Source organism: Massilia sp. 2TAF26, from assembly GCF_052115005.1.
Taxonomy (GTDB): Bacteria; Pseudomonadota; Gammaproteobacteria; order Burkholderiales; family Burkholderiaceae_D; genus Telluria.
Window position 1 is genome coordinate 25041 of record NZ_JBFRFV010000017.1, and the last position, 23876, is coordinate 48916.

Annotated in this window: 23 protein-coding genes and 2 tRNA genes; 1 reads left to right on the plus strand and 24 read right to left on the minus strand. The window is 63.4% G+C overall.

What is annotated here, in order from left to right:
• The 9 genes from AB4Z32_RS17530 to AB4Z32_RS17570 all read right to left on the minus strand — a co-directional run bounded on the left by AB4Z32_RS17530 (position 1) and on the right by AB4Z32_RS17570 (position 7342).
• Complete coding sequence (locus AB4Z32_RS17530) at positions 1-477, minus strand: hypothetical protein (protein WP_442123144.1); 477 nt, start codon at positions 475-477, stop codon at positions 1-3.
• A complete protein-coding gene (locus AB4Z32_RS17535) occupies positions 474-665 on the minus strand; it encodes a DNA-binding protein (RefSeq protein WP_442123145.1) in 192 nt (63 codons plus the stop codon). Before AB4Z32_RS17535 ends, AB4Z32_RS17530 begins: the two co-directional genes overlap by 4 nt.
• Positions 666-797: 132 nt before the next feature.
• Complete coding sequence (locus AB4Z32_RS17540; protein ID WP_442123146.1) at positions 798-1709, minus strand: hypothetical protein; 912 nt, start codon at positions 1707-1709, stop codon at positions 798-800.
• 267 nt (positions 1710-1976) lie between these two features.
• A tRNA-Arg gene (locus AB4Z32_RS17545) sits at positions 1977-2053 on the minus strand.
• Positions 2054-2122: 69 nt separating this feature from the next.
• Positions 2123-2199, minus strand: a tRNA-Pro gene (locus tag AB4Z32_RS17550).
• 82 nt (positions 2200-2281) lie between these two features.
• Positions 2282-3622: a phosphoglucosamine mutase gene (gene glmM / locus AB4Z32_RS17555; protein ID WP_442123147.1), complete on the minus strand. Its 1341-nt coding sequence runs from the start codon at positions 3620-3622 to the stop codon at positions 2282-2284.
• Positions 3623-3649: 27 nt separating this feature from the next.
• On the minus strand, positions 3650-4489 hold the full coding sequence (folP, locus tag AB4Z32_RS17560) for a dihydropteroate synthase (RefSeq protein WP_442123148.1): 840 nt from the start codon (positions 4487-4489) through the stop codon (positions 3650-3652).
• Between the two features lie 72 nt (positions 4490-4561).
• Positions 4562-6445 (minus strand): ATP-dependent zinc metalloprotease FtsH, encoded by a 1884-nt coding sequence (ftsH, locus tag AB4Z32_RS17565; protein WP_442123149.1) that lies wholly within the window; start codon positions 6443-6445, stop codon positions 4562-4564.
• 258 nt (positions 6446-6703) lie between these two features.
• Positions 6704-7342 carry an RlmE family RNA methyltransferase gene (locus AB4Z32_RS17570; RefSeq protein ID WP_442123150.1) on the minus strand — a complete coding sequence of 213 codons (639 nt, stop codon included), beginning with the start codon at positions 7340-7342 and terminating at the stop codon, positions 6704-6706.
• Between the two features lie 46 nt (positions 7343-7388).
• Between AB4Z32_RS17570 and yhbY the strand changes: the two genes are divergently transcribed.
• Positions 7389-7856: a ribosome assembly RNA-binding protein YhbY gene (gene yhbY / locus AB4Z32_RS17575; protein WP_442123151.1), complete on the plus strand. Its 468-nt coding sequence runs from the start codon at positions 7389-7391 to the stop codon at positions 7854-7856.
• 33 nt (positions 7857-7889) lie between these two features.
• Here yhbY and AB4Z32_RS17580 read toward each other — a convergent pair whose 3' ends face one another.
• The 15 genes from AB4Z32_RS17580 to radA all read right to left on the minus strand — a co-directional run bounded on the left by AB4Z32_RS17580 (position 7890) and on the right by radA (position 23849).
• The gene (locus AB4Z32_RS17580) at positions 7890-8309 is read right to left on the minus strand and encodes a DUF4149 domain-containing protein (protein WP_442123152.1); all 420 of its coding nucleotides are present in this window, start codon (positions 8307-8309) and stop codon (positions 7890-7892) included.
• Between the two features lie 46 nt (positions 8310-8355).
• Entirely contained in the window at positions 8356-8829 is a 474-nt protein-coding gene (gene greA / locus AB4Z32_RS17585) for a transcription elongation factor GreA (RefSeq protein WP_442123153.1), read from the minus strand.
• A gap of 89 nt (positions 8830-8918) precedes the next feature.
• A complete protein-coding gene (gene carB, locus AB4Z32_RS17590) occupies positions 8919-12149 on the minus strand; it encodes a carbamoyl-phosphate synthase large subunit (protein WP_442123154.1) in 3231 nt (1076 codons plus the stop codon).
• Positions 12150-13319: a glutamine-hydrolyzing carbamoyl-phosphate synthase small subunit gene (gene carA / locus AB4Z32_RS17595; protein ID WP_442123155.1), complete on the minus strand. Its 1170-nt coding sequence runs from the start codon at positions 13317-13319 to the stop codon at positions 12150-12152.
• 222 nt (positions 13320-13541) lie between these two features.
• Positions 13542-13949, minus strand: a complete 408-nt coding sequence (locus AB4Z32_RS17600; protein WP_442123156.1) for a GlcG/HbpS family heme-binding protein — start codon at positions 13947-13949, stop codon at positions 13542-13544.
• A 33-nt stretch (positions 13950-13982) separates the two neighbouring features.
• A complete protein-coding gene (locus AB4Z32_RS17605; protein WP_442123157.1) occupies positions 13983-14900 on the minus strand; it encodes a patatin-like phospholipase family protein in 918 nt (305 codons plus the stop codon).
• 85 nt (positions 14901-14985) lie between these two features.
• Positions 14986-16278: a phosphate regulon sensor histidine kinase PhoR gene (gene phoR, locus AB4Z32_RS17610; protein ID WP_442123234.1), complete on the minus strand. Its 1293-nt coding sequence runs from the start codon at positions 16276-16278 to the stop codon at positions 14986-14988.
• A gap of 105 nt (positions 16279-16383) precedes the next feature.
• Positions 16384-17076, minus strand: a complete 693-nt coding sequence (locus AB4Z32_RS17615) for a response regulator (RefSeq protein WP_442123158.1) — start codon at positions 17074-17076, stop codon at positions 16384-16386.
• 4 nt (positions 17077-17080) lie between these two features.
• Positions 17081-17782: a phosphate signaling complex protein PhoU gene (gene phoU, locus AB4Z32_RS17620; RefSeq protein ID WP_442123159.1), complete on the minus strand. Its 702-nt coding sequence runs from the start codon at positions 17780-17782 to the stop codon at positions 17081-17083.
• 47 nt (positions 17783-17829) lie between these two features.
• Positions 17830-18639, minus strand: coding sequence for a phosphate ABC transporter ATP-binding protein PstB (gene pstB, locus AB4Z32_RS17625; protein WP_442123235.1), 810 nt, complete (start codon positions 18637-18639; stop codon positions 17830-17832).
• A gap of 10 nt (positions 18640-18649) precedes the next feature.
• Entirely contained in the window at positions 18650-19504 is an 855-nt protein-coding gene (gene pstA, locus AB4Z32_RS17630) for a phosphate ABC transporter permease PstA (protein ID WP_442123160.1), read from the minus strand.
• The gene (gene pstC / locus AB4Z32_RS17635; protein ID WP_442123161.1) at positions 19505-20512 is read right to left on the minus strand and encodes a phosphate ABC transporter permease subunit PstC; all 1008 of its coding nucleotides are present in this window, start codon (positions 20510-20512) and stop codon (positions 19505-19507) included. It abuts the gene before it with no gap.
• Positions 20513-20580: 68 nt separating this feature from the next.
• Entirely contained in the window at positions 20581-21624 is a 1044-nt protein-coding gene (pstS, locus tag AB4Z32_RS17640) for a phosphate ABC transporter substrate-binding protein PstS (protein ID WP_442123162.1), read from the minus strand.
• A gap of 478 nt (positions 21625-22102) precedes the next feature.
• The gene (locus AB4Z32_RS17645) at positions 22103-22420 is read right to left on the minus strand and encodes a PilZ domain-containing protein (protein ID WP_442123163.1); all 318 of its coding nucleotides are present in this window, start codon (positions 22418-22420) and stop codon (positions 22103-22105) included.
• A 49-nt stretch (positions 22421-22469) separates the two neighbouring features.
• Entirely contained in the window at positions 22470-23849 is a 1380-nt protein-coding gene (radA, locus tag AB4Z32_RS17650) for a DNA repair protein RadA (protein WP_442123164.1), read from the minus strand.
• Between the last annotated feature and the right edge of the window lie 27 nt (positions 23850-23876).

Genomic DNA, 23876 nt, shown 5'->3' on the forward strand with positions numbered 1-23876 from the left:
TTAGCCTTGCCCCCTAGCTGCCCGGCGCGACACCTGCTTGGGTTCGGTGTGCACAATGTTCAAGTCGAGGTCGACCTGCCCCACATTCGAGAGCATGATCCCGTTGAAGTCGTAGCGGTCGACGACAGTCACGAGCACGACGTGACCAACGAAGGCCTTGATGGCGATACTCTGTGTCATAGGCTCCCCATCGACTTTGAACACGTGGAGCGGCAGCTCGAACGTACCCTTGTGGGTCTTCGTAGTCCCGGTGAAGAACCGGATTTCAACAGTCGCAATGCTTCCTTGCACTTGTACGCCAAGGACCACGCCATACTCATCCCCTTCTTCCGGTTGGAAGCCGTAGATGGAACGCAGGAAGGCCTTGTGGGCGTTTGCACACGCGTTCGCATGCTTTGCGGCGGTACGTGGATTGTTTTCGTACAGGACGGCCGGCACCTCACCATCCCAGCCAATGAAATAGTTCGGGGCCTTCATGCGCGGTCACCCTTGAGCAAGGCTGCAATATCGGCAACCGGCCAAGCGAGACGTCCGTTGATGCGGATCGGGCGGAGCGGCCCATTTTCAAAGCAAGCCCAGCTGCGCAAGGTCTGCGGCTTGCGGTTCAATGCCTTCGCCGCCAATGCGGTGGTCAGTGTCTGGGGGAGTTGTTGCAGCGGATCCATTTGGATGTCCTTACGTTGGTTAGTAACGTAACGGATTCTGTGGACCGCAACACTCTGGTCGGGTTGCCGCAACCCCTAAACCCAGGCTCCATGCGGGTTTCCAGACGCTTTCAGCAATAATGCAACGCAACACTACTTGCGCTTCAGGCCACCTGCGAAATCAAATGCACTGGCTTTTTTTACCCCGAACAGTTCTTTTGCTCGCTTGAGCAACGCTGCGATGCGTTGGCGCGTGACACCGTGCTTTGCCGCCAGTTTTTCATGTGTCGAGCCGGCCTCCCGGCTCTCGTCCAACAACCGACGCAACTCGTACACGTCCCATTTCTTCCTGGCGCTTTTGCTTCCGTGAATTGAAGCGGATACCAGTTTGGACGATCCGGCTTGTTCTCGTATGTCCGAACTGACATCTTGGCCTGCATCGCGCTCATATTGTGCAGATCCTCCAACAGGCGAGTCATCAGGGACGAATCGGCGAAGCTCATGTGCGCGAAGTGGGTCCAGGGACATGCGGATCAGCTCGATGATCGTATAGCGCGGGAACCGTATGTCGTTCGGATAGATCGCAAAGGTACGGGTGAAAAAGTACTTATCAGACTGTCCCATCCACTCGCCGCTAATGCCAGCGGGCTCGAACCATTTATCGTACTTAGTACGCTCTCCAGGCTTGAAGGGGCGTAGGTGTCGTTCCGCCTTGACCTCGTCCCAGCTCTTATAGTCCGGGTCGCCCAGCACTAACGCGGGACGATTGGTCACGATCTGGTGGTTTTTCCCTAGCTGGTCGATCTCGTGGGTCAACAACAGCGCAAAACGAGCGCCGATCTCAGGGACCGAAAGCATTTTCCGGTCGCCATTGACCTCGACTGAACGGGTGGCGACAACAGCGTTCGACGGCACCTTCGCGTAACCCGGCAAACTGAACCGTACTACCGCGTCAAATAGCTCGTCCTTAACCCATGACGTTTTAGTAAATCTCGACAACACCGCAAGAGCTGCCTCGAGCGGCAAATACTCCTCGATATCGCCAAAGTCGGATTCAATAGTCATTGCCGCCCCCTGCTCTCACGCACGTGAAATCGAAGTACGCAACTATAGTCGCGGCGCTAGAAGTTGTCTTTGTCACATATGACAAACGCGTCCTACATTGGACTGCTTGTGAACAGCATATTTGCGCGACCCTCTGCATCTTGCGCGACCGCCTTTGCGCAACGTTGCGTTGGTGCAGGCGGGGTACATAGGGGGTACACGGGACGAGGAAGACCAGCGCTGGCTCGATCGCCAGAACAAAGATCGCTCGTAAGTTATTGATTTTTATGGCCTGCCCAGCTGGGTTCGAACCAGCGACCCTCAGCTTAGAAGGCTGATGCTCTATCCAACTGAGCTATGGGCAGATGACGGACAGCTTAACTGTCCAGAGGAAATGAAAACGGGCCGTCGAGGACAGCCCGCATTCGAAACGGTGGTCGGAGTACAAGGATTCGAACCTTGGACCCCCTGCTCCCAAAGCAGGTGCGCTACCGGGCTGCGCTACACTCCGATGGGGACGATCATACCCCGCCGGCCCGGAGGCGTCAATGTAAGAGGCTTTGCCTGCATGCAGGCAAAACTTTCCTTCAGGCTTAGACTTCGAAACGCGCGGCGATGCGCTTGGCCATGCTCTCGGCCAGCTCGGCGCTCTTGGCCTCGACCATCACGCGCACCAGGGGTTCGGTGCCGGACGGACGGATCAGCACACGGCCGCGGTCCCCGAGTTCGCGCTCGACGGCTTCCTTCTCGCCGACGATCGCATTGTTCTTGGTCCAGTCGAAGCCAGGCTGCACGCGCACATTGATCAGGGTCTGCGGGAACAGCACCAGCTCCTTGCAGCAATCGGCCAGGCTCTGGTTGCCGCGCTTGAGCGCCGACAGCACCTGCAGTGCCGAGACGATGCCGTCGCCGGTCGAGTGCTTGTCCAGGGCCAGCAGGTGGCCGGAGCCTTCGCCGCCGAACAGCCAGCCCTTCTCCTTCATCATTTCCAGCACGTAGCGGTCGCCGACCTTGGCGCGCGCGAAGCCCACGCCCATTTCCTTGAAGGCGACTTCGAGCGCCATATTCGTCATCAGGGTGCCGACCGCGCCCTCGACCTTGCCGGTCGCCATGCGCGCGCGCACCATCACGTACAGCAGCTCGTCGCCGTTGTACAGGCGGCCGTTGGCGTCGCACATGATCAGGCGGTCGGCATCGCCGTCCAGCGCGATGCCGAGGTCGGCCTTGTGCTCGACGACGGCCCGGGCCATCGCCTTGGGCGCGGTGGCGCCGACGCCGTCATTGATGTTGAAGCCGTCCGGCTTGGTGCCCAGCTCGATCACCTCGGCGCCCAGTTCGTGGAAGACGTGGGGGGCGATGGCGTAGGCGGCGCCGTGGGCGCAGTCGACCACGATCTTCAGGCCGCGCAGGTCCAGCTCGCTCGGGAAGCTGCCCTTGCAGAATTCGATGTAACGACCCTGGGCGTCGCGCAGGCGGGTCGCGCGGCCGAGCTTCTCGGACGAAACGCAGCCCATCGGCTGGTCGATCGCTTCCTCGATCTCGAGTTCGACGGCGTCCGGCAGCTTGGTGCCGTGCTCGGAGAAGAACTTGATGCCGTTGTCCTGGAAGGGGTTGTGCGAGGCCGAGATCACGACACCGGCCTGCAGGCGCAGTGCGCGGGTCAGGTAGGCGATCGCCGGGGTCGGCATCGGGCCGGCCAGCATCACGTCGACGCCGGCAGCCGAGAAGCCCGCTTCCAGCGCGGCTTCCAGCAGATAACCGGAAATGCGGGTGTCCTTGCCGATCAGCACGGTCGGACGTCCGCTGGCGCCGGTGCTGCCCTTGGCCAGCACCTTGCCCGCGGCATAGCCGAGCCGCATCACGAAATCGGGGGTGATGGGCGCGACGCCCACCAGGCCGCGTACACCGTCGGTACCAAAATATTTACGTGCCATATTATTCTCTTCTATTCGGTTGGCGGTTCAGTGGTCGGCGAAGGTGGCGTTCCACACCCTGATCGCATCCACCGTCTCTGCCACATCATGGACCCGCACGATGCGGGCGCCCTGTGCTACCGCAGCCAACGCACCACCGAGGCTGCCTGCCAGGCGCTGCTCGACGGGGCGCCCGGTCAGCGCACCGATCATCGACTTGCGCGACAGGCCGGCCAATACAGGAAGGCCCAGTTCGTGCTCCATGCGCTTGATACTACGAAGCAAGGCGACATTATGCTCGACAGTCTTCCCAAAGCCAAATCCGGGATCAATCGTGACGCGCTCCCGCGCAACACCTGCGGCCTCCAGGGCCTCGACGCGCTCGCGCAGGAAGGCGATCACCTCCGTTACCACATCATGGTAAACCGGCTGGGCCTGCATGTCCTGGGGCGTGCCCTGCATATGCATGATGCATAAACCGCAATCGCTGTCCGCCACCGCCTCGATCGCGCCCGGCGCCCTGAAGGCATTGATGTCGTTGATCATGTCGGCGCCGGCGATGATGGCTTCGCGCATCACTTCCGGCTTGCAGGTGTCGATCGACAGCGCATAGCCGAGCTCGCGCAGCGCGAAGATGGCCGGCATCACGCGCGCCAGTTCTTCCTGCACCGGCACGCTGGGCGAGCCGGGACGGGTCGATTCGCCGCCGATGTCGATGATGTCGACGCCGTCCTTGATCATCTGCTCGGCCCGCTCCATGGCGAATTCGAGAGACTGGTAGCGGCCGCCGTCGGAGAAGGAATCGGGGGTGACGTTGAGGATGCCCATCACCAGCGGGCGCTGGGCGAGATCGAAGCCGAAACGGCCACATTGCAGATACTGACGCATGATAAAAAAGATAATCGTGAACAGAAAAAAAGACACCCCGCAGGGTGCCTTTTATGAGAGATCGGCTGGCGCTCAGGCCGGTGCCGGGGCGTTGGTCGCCACGCCGCCGGAATCGCCGCCGCTCGACGGACGCTTGGTCAGCTGGACCGACTTCGGCGGGGTCGGCTCGCGGCCGGCCATGATGTCGTTGATCTGCTCGGCGTCGATGGTTTCCCACTCGAGCAGGGCCTTGGTCATCATTTCGACCTTGTCGCGGTTCTCTTCCAGCAGGCGGCGGGCCAGCGCGTACTGCGAGTCCAGGATGGCGCGGATCTCGGCGTCCACCTTCTGCTGGGTCGCCTCGGAGATGGTCTTGACCGAGCCGCCGAAGAAGCCTTCGTTCGCATCGTCTTCGTAGACCATCACGCCCATGCTTTCCGACATGCCGAAGCGGGTGACCATCGAGCGGGCCAGCTTGGTGGCGCGGGCGAAGTCGTTCGAGGCGCCGGTCGACATCTGGCCGACGAAGATCTCCTCGGCGATACGGCCGCCGAACAGGATCGAGATTTCTTCCAGCATCTTGTCCTTGTAACCGGACAGGCTGTCGTGTTCCGGCAGCTGCCAGGTCAGGCCCAGGGCATAGCCGCGCGGCATGATCGTGACCTTGTGCACCGGATCGGCCTTCGGCAGCAGCTTGGCGATCACCGCGTGGCCGGACTCGTGGTAGGCCGTGTTGCGGCGCTCTTCCTCGCGCATGACCATGGACTTGCGTTCCGGGCCCATGAAGATCTTGTCCTTGGCGTCCTCGAAGTCGCTCATCTCGACCAGGCGCTTGCTGCGGCGCGCGGCGAACAGGGCGGCTTCGTTGACCAGGTTGGCCAGGTCGGCGCCGGAGAAGCCCGGGGTGCCGCGGGCCAGGATGTCGGCCTTCACGTCGGTGCCGATCGGCACTTTACGCATGTGAACGTTCAGGATCTGCTCGCGGCCGCGGATGTCCGGCAGGCCCACCATCACCTGTCGGTCGAAACGGCCCGGACGCAGCAGCGCCTTGTCCAGCACGTCGGCGCGGTTGGTCGCGGCGATCACGATCACGCCCGAGGAGGCTTCGAAGCCGTCCATCTCGACCAGCAGCTGGTTCAGGGTCTGTTCGCGTTCGTCGTTACCGCCGCCCATGCCGGCGCCGCGATGGCGGCCGACGGCGTCGATCTCGTCGATGAAGATGATGCAGGGCGAGTGCTTCTTGGCGTTCTCGAACATGTCCCGGACGCGGCTCGCACCGACGCCGACGAACATCTCGACGAAGTCGGAACCCGAGATCGAGAAGAACGGTACTTTCGCTTCGCCGGCGATGGCGCGCGCCAGCAGGGTCTTGCCGGTACCCGGGGGGCCGACCATCAGCACGCCGCGCGGGATGCGGCCGCCCAGTTTCTGGAACTTGGTCGGATCCTTCAGGAAGTCGACGATCTCGGCGACTTCCTCCTTGGCTTCGTCGCAGCCGGCGACGTCGGCGAAGGTGACGGTGTTGTTCGTTTCATCCATCATGCGCGCCTTCGACTTGCCGAACGAGAAAGCCCCGCCCTTGCCGCCGCCCTGCATCTGGCGCATGAAGAAGACCCAGACGCCGATCAGCAGCAGCATCGGGAACCAGGAAATGAAGACTTGTTGCAGGAAAGACGGCTCTTCCGGCGGTTTGACGTCGAAGTGCACGTTGTTGTCGCGCAGGTCGCCGATCAGGCCGCGGTCCAGCATGGTCGCGGTGGTGCGGACCTTGGTGTCGTCCTGGCGGGTAGCGGTGATGCTCGATCCCTCGATCGTGACATCCTTGATCTTTTTCGCCTTCACGTCATCGAGCAGCTCGGAATAAGCGATCGTCTTGCTGCCGCCCGCGACGCTGTGGTTGTCGAACTGCTTGAACAGCATGAACAACAGCAGCGCGACCACCACCCAGATGGCGGATTTGGAAAACATATTATTCACGAAAACTCCTCTGATGCGGACGCATCTTTTCCCATGTTTCAAACGCGGATTTTACCGCAATAAGCGGGCGGTGCCACGCACGCCCGCCCGTGAAGCCCGCTTTGAAGCTTTATCCCGTCACTATAACGGTTTTTTATTTCCGACGCGCACGAATAAGCATATCTCTGCCCGTCATGATGGCGTCAGCGGCTTCACCAAGCTCACCATCCGTGGCTGATGTGCGGTGTCAATCCCGGAAATCAAGGGTGAAATCGGGAATTAATTCTTGAGACCGCGCCCCAGCAGGAAGATTTCCGAGGATTTATCGCGGCTGGCCTTTGGCTTGATCTGTTTGACCACCTTGAATTCCTTGCGGAAGAGCTCGAGGATTTGCGTGAACCCCATGTCCTTAAAACATTTTACTAACAATGCGCCGGACGGCTTGAGGTGCGCTTGAGAAAACTCAATAGCGATTTCGATCAAATGCTCCATACGCGCCGCATCCGCCGACGGAATCCCGGACAGGTTCGGCGCCATGTCGGACAGCACCAGGTCGACCTGGCGGCCTTCCAGCACCCCGGCCAGCTGGTCGAGCACCTCTTCCTCGCGGAAGTCGCCCTGGATGAAGTGCATGTCGGCGATCGGCTCCATCGGCAGCATGTCCAGGCCGATCATGGTGCCCTTGATGCCGCCGTCCTCGCCGCCGGCCAGCTTGCGCCGCGTGTACTGGCCCCAGCTGCCGGGCGTGCAGCCGAGGTCGACGATCACCTGGCCGGGCTTGATCAGCTTTTCGGCCTCGTCGATCTCTTTCAGCTTGTAGGCTGCACGCGCACGGTAACCCTCTTTCTGTGCCAATTTGACATACGGGTCGTTAATGTGGTCGTGTATCCAGTTTTTATTGAATTTGTTCTTGGCCATTGGCGTAAAATACTGCTTTTATCAGGTACATCAAAAAAGAACCATTATGATCAAACTTACACCGGCCGAGCGCTCAGCCCTTCGTGCTGAAGCCCACGGGCTCAATCCCGTCGTCATGATCGGCGAAGCCGGCCTGACCGAGGCCGTCATGAAAGAAATCTCGTCCAGCCTGGACGCACACGGCCTGATCAAGGTACGTGTGTTCGGCGACGACCGCGAGGAACGCGTCGCCATCTACGAACGGATCAGCGAAGAACTGGACGCGGCGCCCGTGCAGCATATCGGCAAGCTGCTGGTCCTGTATCGTCCGAAGAAGGAAGCGGTCAAGGAACGCTCGACCAAGGCCGGCAAGGGCATGCGCGAAGTCACCATCGTCAAGCCGAGCCCGAGCGGCACCAAGAAGCCGAGCGTCACCAAGGTCCTGCTCAAGGGTAACGAACGCGTGACCCAGGGCGGCAACATCAAGCGCGTCAAGCCGCGCCAGGCCAGCACCAAGAAGACTGCACTGAAGTAATACAAACCGGGCCAGTCCCGGTTTTTTTACACCCTACCTCGATTTCACGACCAGCACGGCACCCAGCACACTCTCGACCAGATAGCACAACTGGGACACCCCATGCAGCGCCGCGAACGTACCCCACTGCGGCGACGCCCTCACCCCGGCCGGGCCGGCCGACTCGCGGATCGCCGCCATCGCCGGCTGCAGGCCGAGATAGACGACCAGGCTGCAGGCCAGCATCCCGCCGATGCACCAGAACAGCCAGCGGCGCCGCTTCGCATCGAGGTCGGCGGAGCGCCAGGCCAGCACGGCCAGCAGCAGCGCCAGCACGATCGAGAGCCAGGCCTCGCGCGTCAGCATCATGCCCACCACCGAGCCCGCCTGCGTGCTGTCCAGCACCGCGAAGGCGCTCGGCGCGGCCAGATAGCTGACGCCCCACACGCTGCCGGCCCACAGGGCGGCGAGCAACAGCCGGGCGTTGGCGACCTGCGCGTCTGCGGCGGCGGCTTTCACGTCAGACGTAGCGGACTTCGAGGATCTCGTATTCGCGCGGGCCGGACGGGGCCTGCACTTCGACCACGTCGCCGGCGTACTTGCCGATCAGGGCGCGCGCGATCGGCGAGGTCACCGACACCTTGCTCAGCTTGAGGTCGGCTTCATCGATGCCGACGATCTGGTAGGTCACTTTCTGGCCTTCCTCGAGGTCTTCGAGGTCGACGGTCGAGGCGAACACCACGCGGCCTTCGGCATCGAGGGTGGCCGGGTCGATGACCTGGGCCGTGGACAGCTTCGCCTCCAGCTCCGCGATGCGGCCCTCGACGAAGGCCTGGCGCTCCTTGGCGGCATCGTATTCGGCGTTTTCGGACAGGTCACCATGCGAACGCGCCTCGGCGATCGCATCGATCACATTGCGGCGCTCCTTGGTCTTGAGCTGGTGCAGCTCGTCCTTCAGGAGTTCGGCGCCGTGTTTGGTCAATGGAGTATTCATGATTATCCGTCGAAAGACAAAAGTAAAACCACAGAGTCACACGGCGCCAGCCGCGCGAACTCTGTGGTTATCGGTACTGCTCTTGATGCTTAGTTTAAGGTTTTATGCAGGCCTTGTAAATCATAGACCCGCAACTCGTCGAGGTGACTCATGCCCTGCACCGCCGCTTCGGCGCCGGCGATGGTCGTGTAGGTCACGACGCGCGCCTGCAGTGCCGAGGTACGGATGGTGCGCGAATCGTTGATCGCGCTGCGCTTTTCCTCGACCGTGTTCACCACCATCGCAATCTCGTGATTCTTGATCATGTCGACGATGTGCGGACGTCCTTCCAGCACCTTGTTGACCGCGGTGACCGGGATGCCGGCGGCGGAGATGACCGCCGCGGTGCCCTTGGTGGCCACCAGCGAGAAGCCCAGCGCCACCAGGTCGCGCGCCACGGCCACGGTCCGCGGCTTGTCGGAACCCTTCACCGACAGGAACACGCGGCCCGAGGTCGGCAGGTTGACGCTGGCCGCCAGCTGCGACTTCACGAAGGCTTCGCCGAAGGTCATGCCCACGCCCATCACTTCGCCGGTCGACTTCATTTCCGGGCCGAGGATGGTGTCCACGCCCGGGAATTTCACGAACGGGAACACGGCTTCCTTAACGCTGTAGAACGGCGGGACGACCTCTTTCGTCACGCCCTGCTGGGCCAGGGTCTGGCCCACCATGCAGCGCGCCGCGATCTTGGCCAGCTGCAGGCCGGTCGCCTTCGAGACGAAAGGCACGGTACGCGAAGCGCGCGGGTTCACTTCCAGCACATACACGGTGTCCTGGACCTTGCCGTCCACTTCGGCGCGCTGGATCGCGAACTGCACGTTCATCAGGCCGACCACGTTCAAGGCCTTGGCCATCAGCGAGGTCTGGCGCTTCAGCTCATCGATGGTCTCCTGCGACAGCGAGTACGGCGGCAGCGAGCAGGCCGAGTCGCCCGAGTGCACGCCGGCCTGTTCGATGTGTTCCATCACGCCGCCGATGAAGGTGGTCTCGCCGTCCGAGATGCAATCCACATCCACTTCGATCGCGTCGTTCAGGAATCGGTCCAGCAGCACCGGCGAATCGTTCGACACCTTGACCGCCTCGCGCATGTAGCGCTCGAGGTCGCGCTGCTCGTGGACGATCTCCATCGCGCGGCCGCCCAGCACGTAGGACGGGCGCACCACCAGCGGGTAACCGATCTCGGTGGCCAGCTTCAGCGCCTCTTCCTCGGTGCGCGCGGTGCGGTTCGGCGGCTGGCGCAGGCCCAGCTTCTGCAGCAGCTGCTGGAAGCGCTCGCGGTCCTCGGCGGCGTCGATCATGTCCGGCGAGGTGCCGATGATGGGCACGCCGTTGGCTTCGAGGTCCAGCGCCAGCTTCAGCGGGGTCTGGCCGCCGTACTGGACGATCACGCCTTCCGGCTTCTCGAGGTCGACGATTTCCAGCACGTCTTCCAGGGTCAGCGATTCGAAGTACAGGCGGTCCGAGGTATCGTAGTCGGTCGACACGGTCTCCGGATTGCAGTTGACCATGATGGTCTCGTAGCCGTCTTCGCGCATGGCGAGGGCCGCGTGCACGCAGCAGTAGTCGAACTCGATGCCCTGGCCGATCCGGTTCGGGCCGCCGCCCAGCACCATGATCTTCTTCTTGTCGGTCGGGTTCGACTCGCACTCTTCGTCATAGGTCGAGTACATGTAGGCGGTGTTGGTCGCGAACTCGCCGGCGCAGGTGTCGACGCGCTTGTAGACCGGACGAATGCCCAGCGCGTGACGGCGCTCGCGCACGGCTTGCGGCGTGGTCTGCATCAGGAAGGCCAGGCGGCGGTCCGAGAAGCCTTTCTGCTTCAGCTTGTACAGGGTCGGCTTGTCCAGGCTTTCCAGCGTCTGGTGATCCAGCCACAGCTCGATGTCGACGATTTCCTTGATCTGGATGAGGAACCACGGATCGATCTTGGTCAGCGCATGCACTTCTTCCAGGGTGAAGCCCTGGGCGAAGGCGTCGCCCACGTACCAGATGCGTTCCGGACCCGGCTCGCCCAGTTCTTCCTCGATCTTCTCGCGGTCGCGGGTCTTTTCGTTCAGGCCGTCGACGCCGACTTCCAGACCGCGCAGGGCCTTCTGGAAGGATTCCTGGAAGGTGCGGCCGATCGCCATGACTTCGCCGACCGATTTCATCTGGGTGGTCAGGTGCTTGTCGGCCGCCGGGAATTTCTCGAAGGTGAAGCGCGGGATCTTGGTGACCACGTAGTCGATCGAAGGCTCGAACGAGGCCGGGGTCGCGCCGCCGGTGATGTCGTTGCGCAGCTCGTCGAGCGTGAAGCCGACCGCCAGCTTCGCCGCGATCTTCGCGATCGGGAAGCCGGTCGCTTTCGACGCCAATGCCGACGAACGCGACACGCGCGGGTTCATCTCGATCACGATCATGCGGCCGTCGGCCGGGTTGATCGAGAACTGCACGTTCGAGCCGCCGGTGTCGACGCCGATCTCGCGCAGCACGTTGATCGACGCGTTGCGCATGATCTGGTATTCCTTGTCGGTCAGCGTCTGCGCCGGCGCGACGGTGATCGAGTCGCCGGTGTGCACGCCCATCGGATCCAGGTTCTCGATCGAGCACACGATGATGCAGTTGTCGGCCTTGTCGCGCACGACTTCCATCTCGTACTCTTTCCAGCCCAGCAGCGATTCCTCGATCAGCAGCTCGCTGGTCGGCGAGGCTTCCAGGCCGCGCTTGCAGATCGCTTCGAATTCTTCTTCGTTGTAGGCGATGCCGCCGCCCGAACCGCCCATGGTGAAGGACGGACGGATGATGACCGGGAAGCCCAGCTCGCGCTGCGCGGCGCGCGATTCGTCCATCGAGTGGGCGATGTAGGAACGTGCGGAGCCCAGGCCAATCTTGGTCATCGCATCCTTGAACTTGGCGCGGTCCTCGGCCTTGTCGATCGCTTCCGGCGAGGCGCCGATCAGCTCGACCTTGTACTTGTCCAGCACGCCGTTGCGGTGCAGGTCGAGCGCGCAGTTCAGCGCGGTCTGGCCGCCCATGGTCGGCAGGATCGCGTCGGGACGCTCCTTCTCGATGATGCGCTCGACCGCCTTCCAGGTGATCGGCTCGATGTAGGTGACGTCGGCCGTTTCCGGGTCGGTCATGATGGTCGCCGGGTTCGAGTTGACCAGGATGACCTTGTAGCCTTCTTCGCGCAGGGCCTTGCAGGCCTGGGCACCGGAGTAATCGAACTCCACCGCCTGGCCGATCACGATCGGACCGGCGCCAATGATCAGGATAGATTTAATGTCGGAACGCTTTGGCATTTACTTCTTCTCCTGAACTTGAGCTTGCATGAGGCTGATGAAACGGTCGAACAGATACGAAACATCGGTCGGGCCGGGCGAGGCTTCCGGGTGGCCCTGGAAGCAGAAGGCCGGCTTGTCGGTGCGCTCGAAGCCCTGCAGCGAGCCGTCGAACAGCGAGACGTGGGTCACGCGGCAGTTGGCCGGCAGCGTGGTGGAGTCCACCGCGAAGCCGTGGTTCTGCGAGGTGATCAGGACCTTCTTCGAATCGAGGTCCTGCACCGGGTGGTTGGCGCCGTGGTGGCCGAACTTCATTTTGACGGTCTTGGCGCCCGAGGCCAGCGCCATGATCTGGTGGCCGAGGCAGATGCCGAAGGTCGGGATGCCGGAATCGATCACCTGCTTGGCCGCCTCGATCGCGTAGTCGCAGGCGGCCGGGTCGCCGGGGCCGTTGGCCAGGAAGATGCCGTCCGGGTTCAGCGCCAGCGCTTCCGCGGCGGTGGCTTGCGCCGGCAGCACGGTGACGCGGCAGCCGCGTTCGGCCAGCATGCGCAGGATGTTGCGCTTGACGCCGTAGTCGAAGGCGACCACGTGGAATTGCGGCTTGTCCTGCTTGCCGAAGCCCTGGCCCAGCCTCCACTCGGTCTCGGTGAATTCATACGGCTCCTTGACCGACACGACCTTGGCCAGGTCCATGCCGTTCAGGCCCGGGAAGGAACGCGCCAGTTCGAGCGCCTGGGCTTCCGACGGTTCCACGCCCTGCTGGGCGGTCAGGATGGCGCCGTTCTGGGCACCCTTCTCGCGCAGGATGCGGGTCAGCTTGCGCGTGTCGATGCCGGCGATGGCGACCACGTTTTCTTGCTTCAGGTAGTCCGCCAGCGATTGGGTCGAGCGGAAGTTCGACGCCAGCAGCGGCAGGTCGCGGATGATGAGGCCGGCGGCGTGCACTTTCGAGGCCTCCACGTCGGCCGGGTTCACGCCCTGGTTGCCGATGTGCGGGTACGTCAGGGTGACGATCTGACGCGAATAGCTGGGGTCGGTAAGGATCTCCTGGTAGCCCGTGATCGCGGTGTTGAACACCACTTCACCGGTCGTGTGACCGATGGCTCCGATCGAATATCCTTTGAAAATGGTTCCGTCTGCGAGGGCCAGGATGGCTGGAACGGCTGGGCCAGAAAAAAATGGCGGCAAGGGCAACTCTCCAAGAAGGTTGCCGTAGCTGCGCCACGTCAGACTGACCTTCGGGTACGCCGCGACGATAGGTCTACCGTGGGCGCGAGGTCTACAGAATGATGATGTAAGTGGGTATGCGCTACGGCAGGTGAGTGATGGATAAACTTCCGAATTATAGCGCGAATCCGCCTATCCGGCAATCGTCCATCCCTGCACCCGCCTGCCGTTCCCCTTAGGAAATTACAGACCCAGGGCGGCGATGCCGGCCTTGGCGATCTGCGCATCCTCGGTCGATTTCACGCCCGAGACGCCGACCGCGCCGACGGTGCGGCCGTCGACCACGATGGGCACGCCGCCTTCCAGCATGCCCTGCAGTTCCGGTGCGCTCAGGAAGGACACGCGGCCGTTGTTGATCATGTCTTCATAGATCTTCGATTCACGGCAGCCGAGGGCGGCGGTCTTGGCCTTCTGCGGCGCGATGTAGGACGAGATCGGGGCGGTACCGTCCATGCGCTGCAGCCACAGCAGGTGGCCGCCGTCGTCGACGATCGAGATCACGACGTTCCATTTATTGGTGACGGCTTCCTGCTCGGCGGCGGCGGCGATCTTCCTGGCGTCTTCGAGGGTCAGTACTGGCTTGGTTTGCATCGTGTCTTCCTTGTTGTCGTGGTGATGAATTCTTCAGGGGGCCGGGGTCAGCTGCATGGCCTTGAGCCTGGCCTTCAGCTGCGGCATGACGCTTGCTGCGGCCTGTTCGCCGGCCAGCACCGCCAGGTTGCGGCCGTTGAAGTCGGCGCTCCCCATCGCGCCCAGCGCCGGCGTGATGACGACGTCGGCTTCCTTCAGCTCGTGCTGGTTGAGGCGCTGGCCCATGATGGTAAAGGTCTGCATCAGGACGTCAAGCGAGCTGGCCGTGGCCTGGGCCTCGGTCGCGCTCGAGATGTTGACGGCGATGATGAACTCGGCGCCCATCTCCTTGGCGAAGCGCACCGGCACCGGCGCCACCAGGCCGCCGTCGACATAGGTCTTGCCGGCGATCCTGACGGGCTGGAACACGCTCGGCACGGCCGAGGAGGCGCGCACGGCCATGCCGGTGTTCCCGCGCCGGAACAGGATGGGCTGACCGGTCTTCAGGTCGGTCGCTACCGCGCCGAAGGGGATCTTGAGCTTTTCGATCGGCAGGTTGTGGACCGCCTTGTTGACGTAGGCCTGCAGCGCCTCCCCTTTCAGCACGCCGGACGACTTGCTGAAGAAAGGCAGGGCCCAGTCCGAGATCGAAGCCTCGTCCATCTCCATCGCCATCTTCTGCAGGGCGAAGCCGTTGTAGCCGTAAGCGTACATCGAGCCGACCACCGAGCCGGCGCTGGTGCCGACCACGATGTCGGGCACGATGCCCTGGGCTTCGAGGGCCTTGATCACGCCGATGTGGGCAAAGCCGCGCGCGGCGCCGCCGCCGAGGGCGAGGCCGATCTTCACATGGCGCGGCTGCGGTGCCGGGGCGGCGGCGATGGGTGCGGAAGGCTGGGTGGGAGCGCTGCCGCAGCCGGCAAGCAGCAGGGCCGCGGCCGTGGCGGACAGGAGGGAGCGTCGAGACAGCATGGATCCAGGAGGGTCGAATCGGTAAAAGACGATTGTAACCCGAGTCTGCTTGCTGCTGACGTAGATGAAGCTTAAGCCGCCCCACTCACCCCGGCAAGGAAGTATTCGGCAACACCGCCGTAAACACACTCCCCTGCCCCGCCTGCGAGGAAATGGTCAGCTTCCCGCCATGCCGCAGCAGCACGTGCTTGACGATCGCCAGCCCCAGCCCCGTGCCCTGGGTCTCGCGCGAGCGGCTCTTGTCGACGCGGTAGAAGCGCTCGGTCAGGCGCGAGATGTGCTGTTCGTCGATGCCGATGCCGGTGTCCGCCACCGAGAAGCGCAGGTCGTTCGCACCGCGCTCCCAGGCCAGCTTGATGCTGCCGCCTTCCGGCGTGTAGCGCACCGCATTGGTCGCCAGGTTGCCGAAGGCGCTGCGCAGTTCGTCCAGGCTGCCCATCACGTCCGGACCGTCGACGGTGAAGTCGATGGTGTGGCGGCCGTTCGACAGCGCGCGCGCATCCAGCGCCACCTGCTCGACCAGGGTCTTGACGTCGACCCGCTCGCGCTTGAGCGGATAGTCGCTCGATTCCAGGCGCGACAGGGTCAGCATGTCCTCGATCAGGCGCTGCATGCGCTGGGCCTGTTCGGTCATCAGCTTCAGGTGGGCCACGCGGGTACGCTCGTCCATCCCCGGGTCGGCCATGGCGATCTCGAGGAAGCCGACCACCACCGTCAGCGGCGTGCGCAGCTCGTGCGAGGCGTTGGCGATGAAGTCGCGGCGCATCGCCTCGATCCTTTCGGTCTCGGTGGCGTCGTGGGTCACCAGGATCTGCCGCCGGTTCTCGAAGGGGATGATCTGCACTACCAGCTTGCGGCCGCGGAAGGACAAGGTCAGCGGCTGCTCGTAGCGGCCGAGGATGATGTAGTCGATGAATTCCGGATGGCGGATCAGGTTGGTGACGCGGCGGCCCTTGTCCTTCTCCAGGGTCAGGCCCAGGTGGCGCTCGGCGGCCGGGTTGCACCACTCCAGGAACAGCACGTCGTCCATGATCGCCACCCCTTCCGGCAGCAGGTGCATGGCCTGGCGGAAGCGCGCCAGCCATTCGGCCAGCTCGTTCTGGTTACGCTCGTCGTCGCGGCGCAGTCTATACAAGCGGGCGAAGACATCGGTCCAGGAACCCCAGCCGTCGGGCAGGCGGCTGCTGTGCGGATGGTCCAGCCATTCGCCCAGCTGGTGCAGGTAGGCCAGTTGCACCACCAGCAGGGTCATGGTGATGAGCAGCGCCAGCGACAGCCCGGCCACCATGCCGAACAGCCACCAGGCGACGCCGGCGGCCAGGAACACGAGGCCCAGGCGCAGCAGCGCGGGCACCCAGAACAGCAGGCGCGGATGGATGCCGGCGGCCGCCGGCGCGGACGACGGCGTGGGCGCGGCGACGCTGGCGTCCGGCGTGGGCTCCTGAGCGGATTCGGGAGAGGATTCTGGAGCGGCTTGCACGGCTTACAGTTCTTTCTCGGTCAGCATGTAGCCGACGCTGCGGACGGTCTTGATCAACTTTTCGGCTTCCTTCAGGGCCTTGCGAAGGCGCAGCACGTGGACGTCGACGGTGCGTTCCTCGACCGCCGAGGCATCGCCCCAGACCTTGTCCAGCAGCTGGCTGCGCGAGAACACGCGCTCGCGGTGGGCCATCAGGAACTTCAGCAGGCGGTACTCCGCATTGCCCATCTCGAGCTGGCGCCCGTCCAGGGTGACGGTGCAGCTGCCCGGATCCAGGGTCACCCGGCCGGCCGACAGCGGCGCCTCGGCCAGGTGCGGGCTCTTGCGCCGCAACAGGGCCTTGACCCGCGCCAGCAGCTCGCGCGGCGAGAAGGGTTTGGTGACGTAGTCGTCGGCGCCCGTGTTCAGGCCGGCGATCTTGTCCTCTTCCATGCTCTTCGCGGTCAGCATGATCACCGGGATGTCCTGGAAATCACGGTCGCCGCGCAGGCGCGACAGCAGCCGCAGCCCGCTCTGGTCGGGCAGCATCCAGTCCAGCAGCAAGAGGTCGGGACGTCCATGCACGATCGAATCCCAGGCCGCCGCCACGTTGGACGCCGTGCGGATCTCCCAGCCGGTCTCGCGCAGCGAGTAGCTCACCAGCTCGACGATCGCCGGTTCATCCTCGACGATCAGGACACTCGTGTTGGCCGCCATCCGCTCAGCTTTCCGCCTGGCTGACCAGGGCCGGTTTCGAGTGGCGGATATCGCGTCCCTCGACCACGTAGATCACGTATTCCGCGATGTTCTTGGCGTGGTCGCCGATGCGCTCGATCGCTTTCGCCACCCACAGGGTGTCGAGGGCCGAGGAGATGGTGCGCGGGTCTTCCATCATGAAGGTGATCATGTTGCGCAGGATGGTGCGGAATTCATAGTCGATCTCGTCGTCCTGGGCGATGATCTGCAATGCCTGCTTGCCGTCGAGGCGGGCGAAGGCGTCGAGGGCGTCGTGCAGCATGTCGGCGGTGTTGCGCGAGATGGTGCGCACGATGTCGTAGTGGTTGAAACCGATCATGCCGCGCTCGTGCAGGCTCTTGGCGGTGCGCGCGATCTTGCTGGCTTCGTCGCCGATGCGCTCGAGGTCGGTGATCACCTTGATCGTCGCCATCACGGTGCGCAGGTCGTTCGCGGCCGGCTGGCGGCGAACGATCAGGTGGCTGCAGGCGTCGTCCAGCTGCACTTCGAGCTGGTTCACGGCCTGGTCGTCGCCGATCACCTTGTCGGCCTGGTCGGCGTTACCGACGCGGAAGGCCTCGATCGCCTCGTCGAACTGGGTTTCCACCATGCCGCCCATGAGCAGCACCTTGGAACGGATGGCTTCCAGTTCCTGGTCGTACTGCTTGGAAGAATGTTCGCCTACCATGTCTGTGTTTCCTGTTCTATATGGTTATCTTACCGTATCCGCCCGCATTAACCGAATCGGCCGGTAATGTAGTCTTGCGTCTCTTTTTTGGACGGATTCATGAACAGCTGGTCCGTCTCGCCGAACTCGACCAGCTCGCCCAGGTACATATAGGCGGTGTAGTCCGAGCAGCGCGCCGCCTGCTGCATGTTGTGGGTCACGATGGCGATCGTGTAGTCGCCCTTCAGCTCGCTGATCAGTTCCTCGATCTTCGCGGTCGAGATCGGGTCCAGCGCCGAGGTCGGTTCATCCAGCAGCAGCACGTCCGGCTTGACCGCCACGCCGCGCGCGATGCACAGGCGCTGCTGCTGGCCGCCCGACAGCGACAGGCCGCTCTTGTTCAGCTTGTCCTTGACCTCGGCCCACAGCGCCGCCTTCTTCAGCGCCCATTCCACGCGCTCGTCCATCTCGCCCTTCGACAGGTTTTCATATAAGCGAACCCCGAAGGCGATGTTGTCGTAGACCGACATCGGGAACGGGGTCGGCTTCTGGAACACCATGCCGACTTTCGCGCGCAGCATGTTGACGTCCACGCCCGGCTCCAAAATATTGCGTCCGCGGTAGAGGATCGATCCCTCTGCGCGCTGCCCTGGATACAAATCGTACATGCGGTTCAGGGTCCGCAGCAGGGTCGACTTGCCGCAGCCCGAGGGACCGATGAAGGCCGTGACCTGTTTGTCGTGGATGTCGAGGCTGACGTTCTTCAGGCTCTTGGTCTTCCCGTAGTAGAAGTCCAGGCCCTGGACTTCGATGGTCTTGGCTTTCGGCTTGTTCACGGTCGCTTTGGCGTTCGCGGTGGAGATGGCGGCTTGGGTCATCATGATCATGTTATTGCGGGTTCTTTTGGCGGAACAGGGTCCGCGACAGGATATTCAGGAGCAGCACGCTGAAGGTCACCAGCAGGGCCGCGCCCCAGGCGATCGACTGCCAGTCTTCGTAGGGGCTCATGGCGAAGCGGTAGATGACCACCGGCAGGTTGGCCATCGGCTGGTTCATGTCGGCCGTGAAGAACTGGTTGTTCAGGGCGGTGAACAGCAGCGGCGCGGTTTCGCCGGAGATGCGGGCCACGGCCAGCAGCACGCCGGTCACGACGCCCGCCTTCACCGCGCGCAGGCGCACCGTGGTCGCCACCTTCCAGCGCGGCGCGCCGAGGGCGAAGGCCGCTTCGAGCAGGCTGTTCGGCACCAGGTGCAGCATGTTGTCGGTGGTGCGCACCACCACCGGAATCGCGATCAGCGACAGCGCCAGGGTGCCGGCATAGCCCGAGAAGTGGCCCATCCGCGGCACCAGCAGCGCGTAGACGAACAGGCCGACCACGATCGAGGGCGCCGACAGCATGATGTCGGTGACGAAGCGGGTGACGGCGGCGAACTTGTTGTTCTGGCCGAACTCGGCCAGGTAGATGCCGGCCAGGATGCCGACCGGGGTGCTGACCAGGGCGGACAGGCCGACCATCAGCAGACTGCCGACGATGGCGTTGCGGATGCCGCCCTCGCTGCCCGGCGCCGGCGTGTCCAGCGAGAACAGGGTATGCGAGAGCGCACCGAAACCGTGCACCAGCAGGGTGAACAGGATCCAGGCCAGGAAGCCCAGGCCGACGACCATCGCCAGCACCGACAGTGCGATGCCGATGCGGTGGCCCAGCAGGCGGCGGCGGTAGACCGGATTCATGACGCCTTCCATTTATTTTGCTCCTTCTTTGCGGGACATACCCAGCAACATCAGTTTGGCGGCCGACAGCACGATGAAGGTGATCGCGAACAGGATCAGGCCCAGCGCGAACAGCGAAGACACGTGCAGCGGCGAGCTGGCCTCGGCGAATTCGTTGGCCAGGGTCGACGAAATCGAGTTGCCGGCGGCAAACAGCGACCAGGAGATCTCGTTGGCGTTGCCGATCACGAAGGTGACGGCCATGGTCTCGCCGAGCGCGCGGCCGAGACCCAGCATGACGCCGCCGACCACGCCGTTACGGGTATAGGGCAGCACGATCTTGCGCACCACTTCCCACTTGGTGCAGCCGAGGCCGTACGCCGATTCCTTCAGCACCGCGGGGACGATCTCGAACACGTCGCGCATCACGGAAGCGATGAAGGGGATGATCATGACGGCCAGGATGATGCCGGCGGTGAGGATGCCCAGGCCCATGGTCGGGCCCTGGAACATCTTGCCGACGAAGGGCAGCAGGCCGAGGGTCTTTTTCAGCAGCGGCTGGATGTGGTCGCCGAAGAAAGGCGCGAACACGAACAGGCCCCACATGCCATAGATGATGGAAGGGACGCCGGCCAGCAGCTCGACCGCAGTGCCCATCGGGCGCCGCAGCCAGGTCGGGCAGATCTCGGTCAGGAACAGGGCGATGCCGAAGCTGATCGGCACGGCCACCAGCAGCGCGATGACCGAGGTGGCCAGGGTGCCGGTGATGGCGATCAGGGCGCCGAACTGGTCGTTGACCGGGTCCCATTCGTTGGTGACGATGAAACGCGCGCCGAATTCACGGAAGGCCGGCGCCGCGCCGATCGCCAGCGAGACGATGATCCCGACCAGCACCAGCAGCACGGAAGCCGCGAACAGCAGGGTGACTTTATGGAAGAAGAAGTCCTGGATGCGCTGCTTGCGCATGGTGTTGCGCAGGCGGGCAGCGCCGGCGTCGTCCAGGGCTGCCTGATCTGCTGCGATCGCGGTTTGTGCGCTCATGTGTTTATTCAATTTTTTGAACCGTTTGCACGTGGTTCCCGCCTACGCGGGAACCACGTGGTCAATCCTTACCAGATCGCCTTACCCGAAGCATCCTTCAGATTGGCCTTCCAGGCGTCCTGCACCAGCTTGTTCACGCTGTCCGGCATCGGCACGTAGTCCAGGTCGGCCGCTGCGGCGCCGCCGTGCTTGAAGGCGTAGTCGAAGAACTTCAGCACTTCCTTGCCCTTGGCGGCGTCTTCCTGGGTCTTGTGCACCAGGATATAGGACACGCCGGTGATCGGCCAGGCAGCCTTGCCCGGCTGGTCGGTCAGGACCACCGAGAAGCCCGGGGTCTTGGCCCATTCGGCGTTGGCGGCGGCGGCCTTGAAGGCGTCGTCGTCCGGCTGCAGGAAGACGCCGTCGCGGTTCTTCAGCTGGGTGTGGCTCATCTTGTTCTTCTTCGAGTAAGCCCACTCGACGTAGCCGATCGAGCCCTTGATGCGCTGGACGTTGGCGGCGACGCCGTCATTGCCCTTGCCGCCCACGCCGGTGGCCCACTTCACCGCGGTGCCGGCGCCGATCTTGGCCTTGAATTCCGGGTTGGTCTTCGACAGGTAGTCGGTGAACAGGAAGGAGGTGCCCGAGCTGTCGGCGCGGTGCACGACGGTGATGTCTTCGGCCGGCAGCTTGACGCCCGGGTTCAGGGCGGCGATGGCCTGGTCGTTCCACTTGGTGATCTTGCCGAGGAAGATGTCGGCGACGACCGGACCGGTCAGCTTCAGCTGGCCGGGAGCGATGCCGTCCAGGTTCACCACGGTCACCACGCCGCCCATGATGGCCGGGAACTGGAACAGGCCGGCCTGGTTCAGCTCGTCGGCTGCCAGCGGCATGTCGGAGGCGCCGAAATCGACGGTCTTGGCCTTGATCTGCTTGATGCCGGCGCCCGAGCCGACCGACTGGTAGTTGAGGCCGTTGCCGGAGGCCTTCTTGTACATCTCCGCCCACTTGGCGTAGATCGGGTACGGGAAGGTAGCGCCCGCACCGGTGATGTCCGCTGCCAGGGTCGCGGTGCTCGCGAAGGCGGCCGAGGTGCCGATGATCAGGGTTGCCAGCAGTTGCTTCATGCGCATATCAGGTCCTTGGTTACTTGGTTAAGGGTGGTGACGCCGTGCTAATGCTGCGCAGTGTAGTAGGCGAATATGACGGCTTTATGACATGGCCGTCATGGATGTCATATAGGGCGGACGGCACTATGCGGAACAGCGGAAATCGATCCTTGTAAATGCCTTATTCTCTGCTACCGTGAAGGTGTAGGGACTGTATGGAGGGTTTGATCAGCGTGCGCACGCCACGCCAGCCGAGCGTGCGGAATCATCGGGGAGGACTCGCCAAACGGCGTTTATGTCGATGTTGGCCTTGATTGCAGTCGGAGCAGTATTGGCAGGGATCGCCGGACTGGTGATCTTCGAAGCCATCAGCGAGGGCCATGGAGGCTCGGAGAAGTTGACGGACCGCTATCACGAATAGCAGCGAAGGCTTGATAGCCTGAAAACCGAAGCGGCGAGGCCCAATGGGCGCTCGCCGCTTTCATTTTTTATCGAGGAAAACTCAGCGCAGGAAGCGCGAAAGCTGGGTCATGGCGTTCAAATCCAGGTTCAGGAACTGGAACCCGACCTTGAAATCGCCGCCGCTGAAGATGCAATAGATGACTTTGGCGCGCGCCGCGATCGGCGCCAGCTTGCCGTCGACCAGCAGGTCGAAGCTGAGCTGCCCCGCCTGCCCCACCTGCAGCGGATAATCCACCGCGATGCTGACGCCGTTGGAGCCGACGTCCGAGGTCCGTCCCGGGATCGGCCCCATGCCCTCCATCGCGACAACCGCCTTCACCTTCACGATCTTGCGTCCCGACTGCCTTTGATCTTTCATTACCTTTTTACCTTGACCACTCATCAAACGAGCCAGGGATTATAAAGGTTCAGTCGAGCTCCCGCAGCTTGCTGAAGGCTTCGTCGATGCGTTCGACCGCGACGATGGTCATGCCTTCGATCTTCTGCTTCGGCACATTCGATTTCGGGATCACGGCAATCGAGAAGCCCAGCTTGGCGGCTTCGCGCAGGCGTTCCTGACCGCGCGGGGCCGGACGGATCTCGCCGGCCAGGCCGACTTCGCCGAACACCACCAGCCCGCGCGGCAGCGGTTTGTTACGCATCGATGAATTAATGGCAAGCAGCACCGCGAGGTCGGCCGCCGGTTCCGCGATCTTCACGCCGCCGACCGCGTTGATGAACACGTCCTGGTCGAAGGCGGCGATGCCGGCGTGGCGGTGCAGCACCGCCAGCAGCATCGCCAGGCGGTTCTGTTCGAGGCCGACAGACAGCCGGCGCGCATTCGGCAGGTGGCTGGCGTCCACCAGCGCCTGGATCTCGACCAGCAGCGGCCGCGTGCCTTCCTGGGTCACCATCACGCAGGATCCCGGCACCTGGCTGTCGTGCTGGGACAGGAACAGCGCCGAGGGATTCGACACACCCTTCAAGCCCTTTTCCGTCATCGCGAACACGCCCAGCTCGTTGACGGCGCCGAAGCGGTTCTTGATCGCCCGCACCAGGCGGAAGCTGCTTTGCGTGTCGCCCTCGAAGTACAGCACGGTGTCGACGATGTGCTCGAGCACGCGCGGGCCGGCCAGCGCGCCCTCTTTCGTGACGTGGCCGACCAGGATGATGGTGATGCCGGTCTGCTTGGCCACCCGGGTCAGCTGGGCCGCGCATTCGCGCACCTGGGAGACCGAGCCCGGCGCCGAGGTCAGCGCGTCCGAGTACAGGGTCTGGATCGAGTCGATCACGGCCACCTCCGGCTTGAGGTCGGCCAGGGTGCCGAGGATCTTCTCGAGCTGGATCTCGGCCTGCAGCTTCAGGTCCTTGGCCTCGACCTGCAGGCGCTTGGCGCGCAGGGCGATCTGGGCGCCCGATTCCTCGCCCGATACATACAGGGTGTTGCGGCTCGCGGCCAGGTTGGACAGCGCCTGCAGCAGCAGGGTCGACTTGCCGATGCCGGGGTCGCCGCCGATCAGCACCACGCCGCCGGCCACCAGGCCGCCGCCCAGCACGCGGTCGAATTCCTCGATGCCGGTGCCGAAGCGCGGCACGTCGAGCGCCTCGATGTCCTTCAGCGACAGCACCGGCGCGGTCTGCGCCAGGCTCTTGTGCATCTGGGGCGTCTGCGACATGCGGTTCAGGCCGGCGGTCTCGACCTGCTCGGTCATGGTATTCCAGGCCTTGCAGTCCGTGCACTGGCCGGTCCAGCGGCTCGCCACGGAGCCGCAATCGCTGCAGACGAAACTGGTACGGGATTTTGCCATTGCTTGTTCTCTTATATTAGAGCGCTC

Coding starts and splice junctions, on each gene's coding strand:
- phoU (WP_442123159.1), bottom strand. CDS start 17,782: ATGGTAGGCGAACATTCTTCCAAGCAGTACGACCAGGAACTGGAAGCC.
- greA (WP_442123153.1), bottom strand. CDS start 8,829: ATGAATACTCCATTGACCAAACACGGCGCCGAACTCCTGAAGGACGAG.
- folP (WP_442123148.1), bottom strand. CDS start 4,489: ATGCGTCAGTATCTGCAATGTGGCCGTTTCGGCTTCGATCTCGCCCAG.
- pstB (WP_442123235.1), bottom strand. CDS start 18,639: ATGACCCAAGCCGCCATCTCCACCGCGAACGCCAAAGCGACCGTGAAC.
- AB4Z32_RS17570 (WP_442123150.1), bottom strand. CDS start 7,342: ATGGCCAAGAACAAATTCAATAAAAACTGGATACACGACCACATTAAC.
- AB4Z32_RS17605 (WP_442123157.1), bottom strand. CDS start 14,900: ATGCTGTCTCGACGCTCCCTCCTGTCCGCCACGGCCGCGGCCCTGCTG.
- AB4Z32_RS17645 (WP_442123163.1), bottom strand. CDS start 22,420: ATGAAAGATCAAAGGCAGTCGGGACGCAAGATCGTGAAGGTGAAGGCG.
- AB4Z32_RS17530 (WP_442123144.1), bottom strand. CDS start 477: ATGAAGGCCCCGAACTATTTCATTGGCTGGGATGGTGAGGTGCCGGCC.
- glmM (WP_442123147.1), bottom strand. CDS start 3,622: ATGGCACGTAAATATTTTGGTACCGACGGTGTACGCGGCCTGGTGGGC.
- pstS (WP_442123162.1), bottom strand. CDS start 21,624: ATGCGCATGAAGCAACTGCTGGCAACCCTGATCATCGGCACCTCGGCC.
- AB4Z32_RS17535 (WP_442123145.1), bottom strand. CDS start 665: ATGGATCCGCTGCAACAACTCCCCCAGACACTGACCACCGCATTGGCG.
- carB (WP_442123154.1), bottom strand. CDS start 12,149: ATGCCAAAGCGTTCCGACATTAAATCTATCCTGATCATTGGCGCCGGT.
- AB4Z32_RS17540 (WP_442123146.1), bottom strand. CDS start 1,709: ATGACTATTGAATCCGACTTTGGCGATATCGAGGAGTATTTGCCGCTC.
- AB4Z32_RS17600 (WP_442123156.1), bottom strand. CDS start 13,949: ATGCAAACCAAGCCAGTACTGACCCTCGAAGACGCCAGGAAGATCGCC.
- pstA (WP_442123160.1), bottom strand. CDS start 19,504: ATGGAAGGCGTCATGAATCCGGTCTACCGCCGCCGCCTGCTGGGCCAC.
- radA (WP_442123164.1), bottom strand. CDS start 23,849: ATGGCAAAATCCCGTACCAGTTTCGTCTGCAGCGATTGCGGCTCCGTG.
- yhbY (WP_442123151.1), top strand. CDS start 7,389: ATGATCAAACTTACACCGGCCGAGCGCTCAGCCCTTCGTGCTGAAGCC.
- pstC (WP_442123161.1), bottom strand. CDS start 20,512: ATGAGCGCACAAACCGCGATCGCAGCAGATCAGGCAGCCCTGGACGAC.
- AB4Z32_RS17615 (WP_442123158.1), bottom strand. CDS start 17,076: ATGGCGGCCAACACGAGTGTCCTGATCGTCGAGGATGAACCGGCGATC.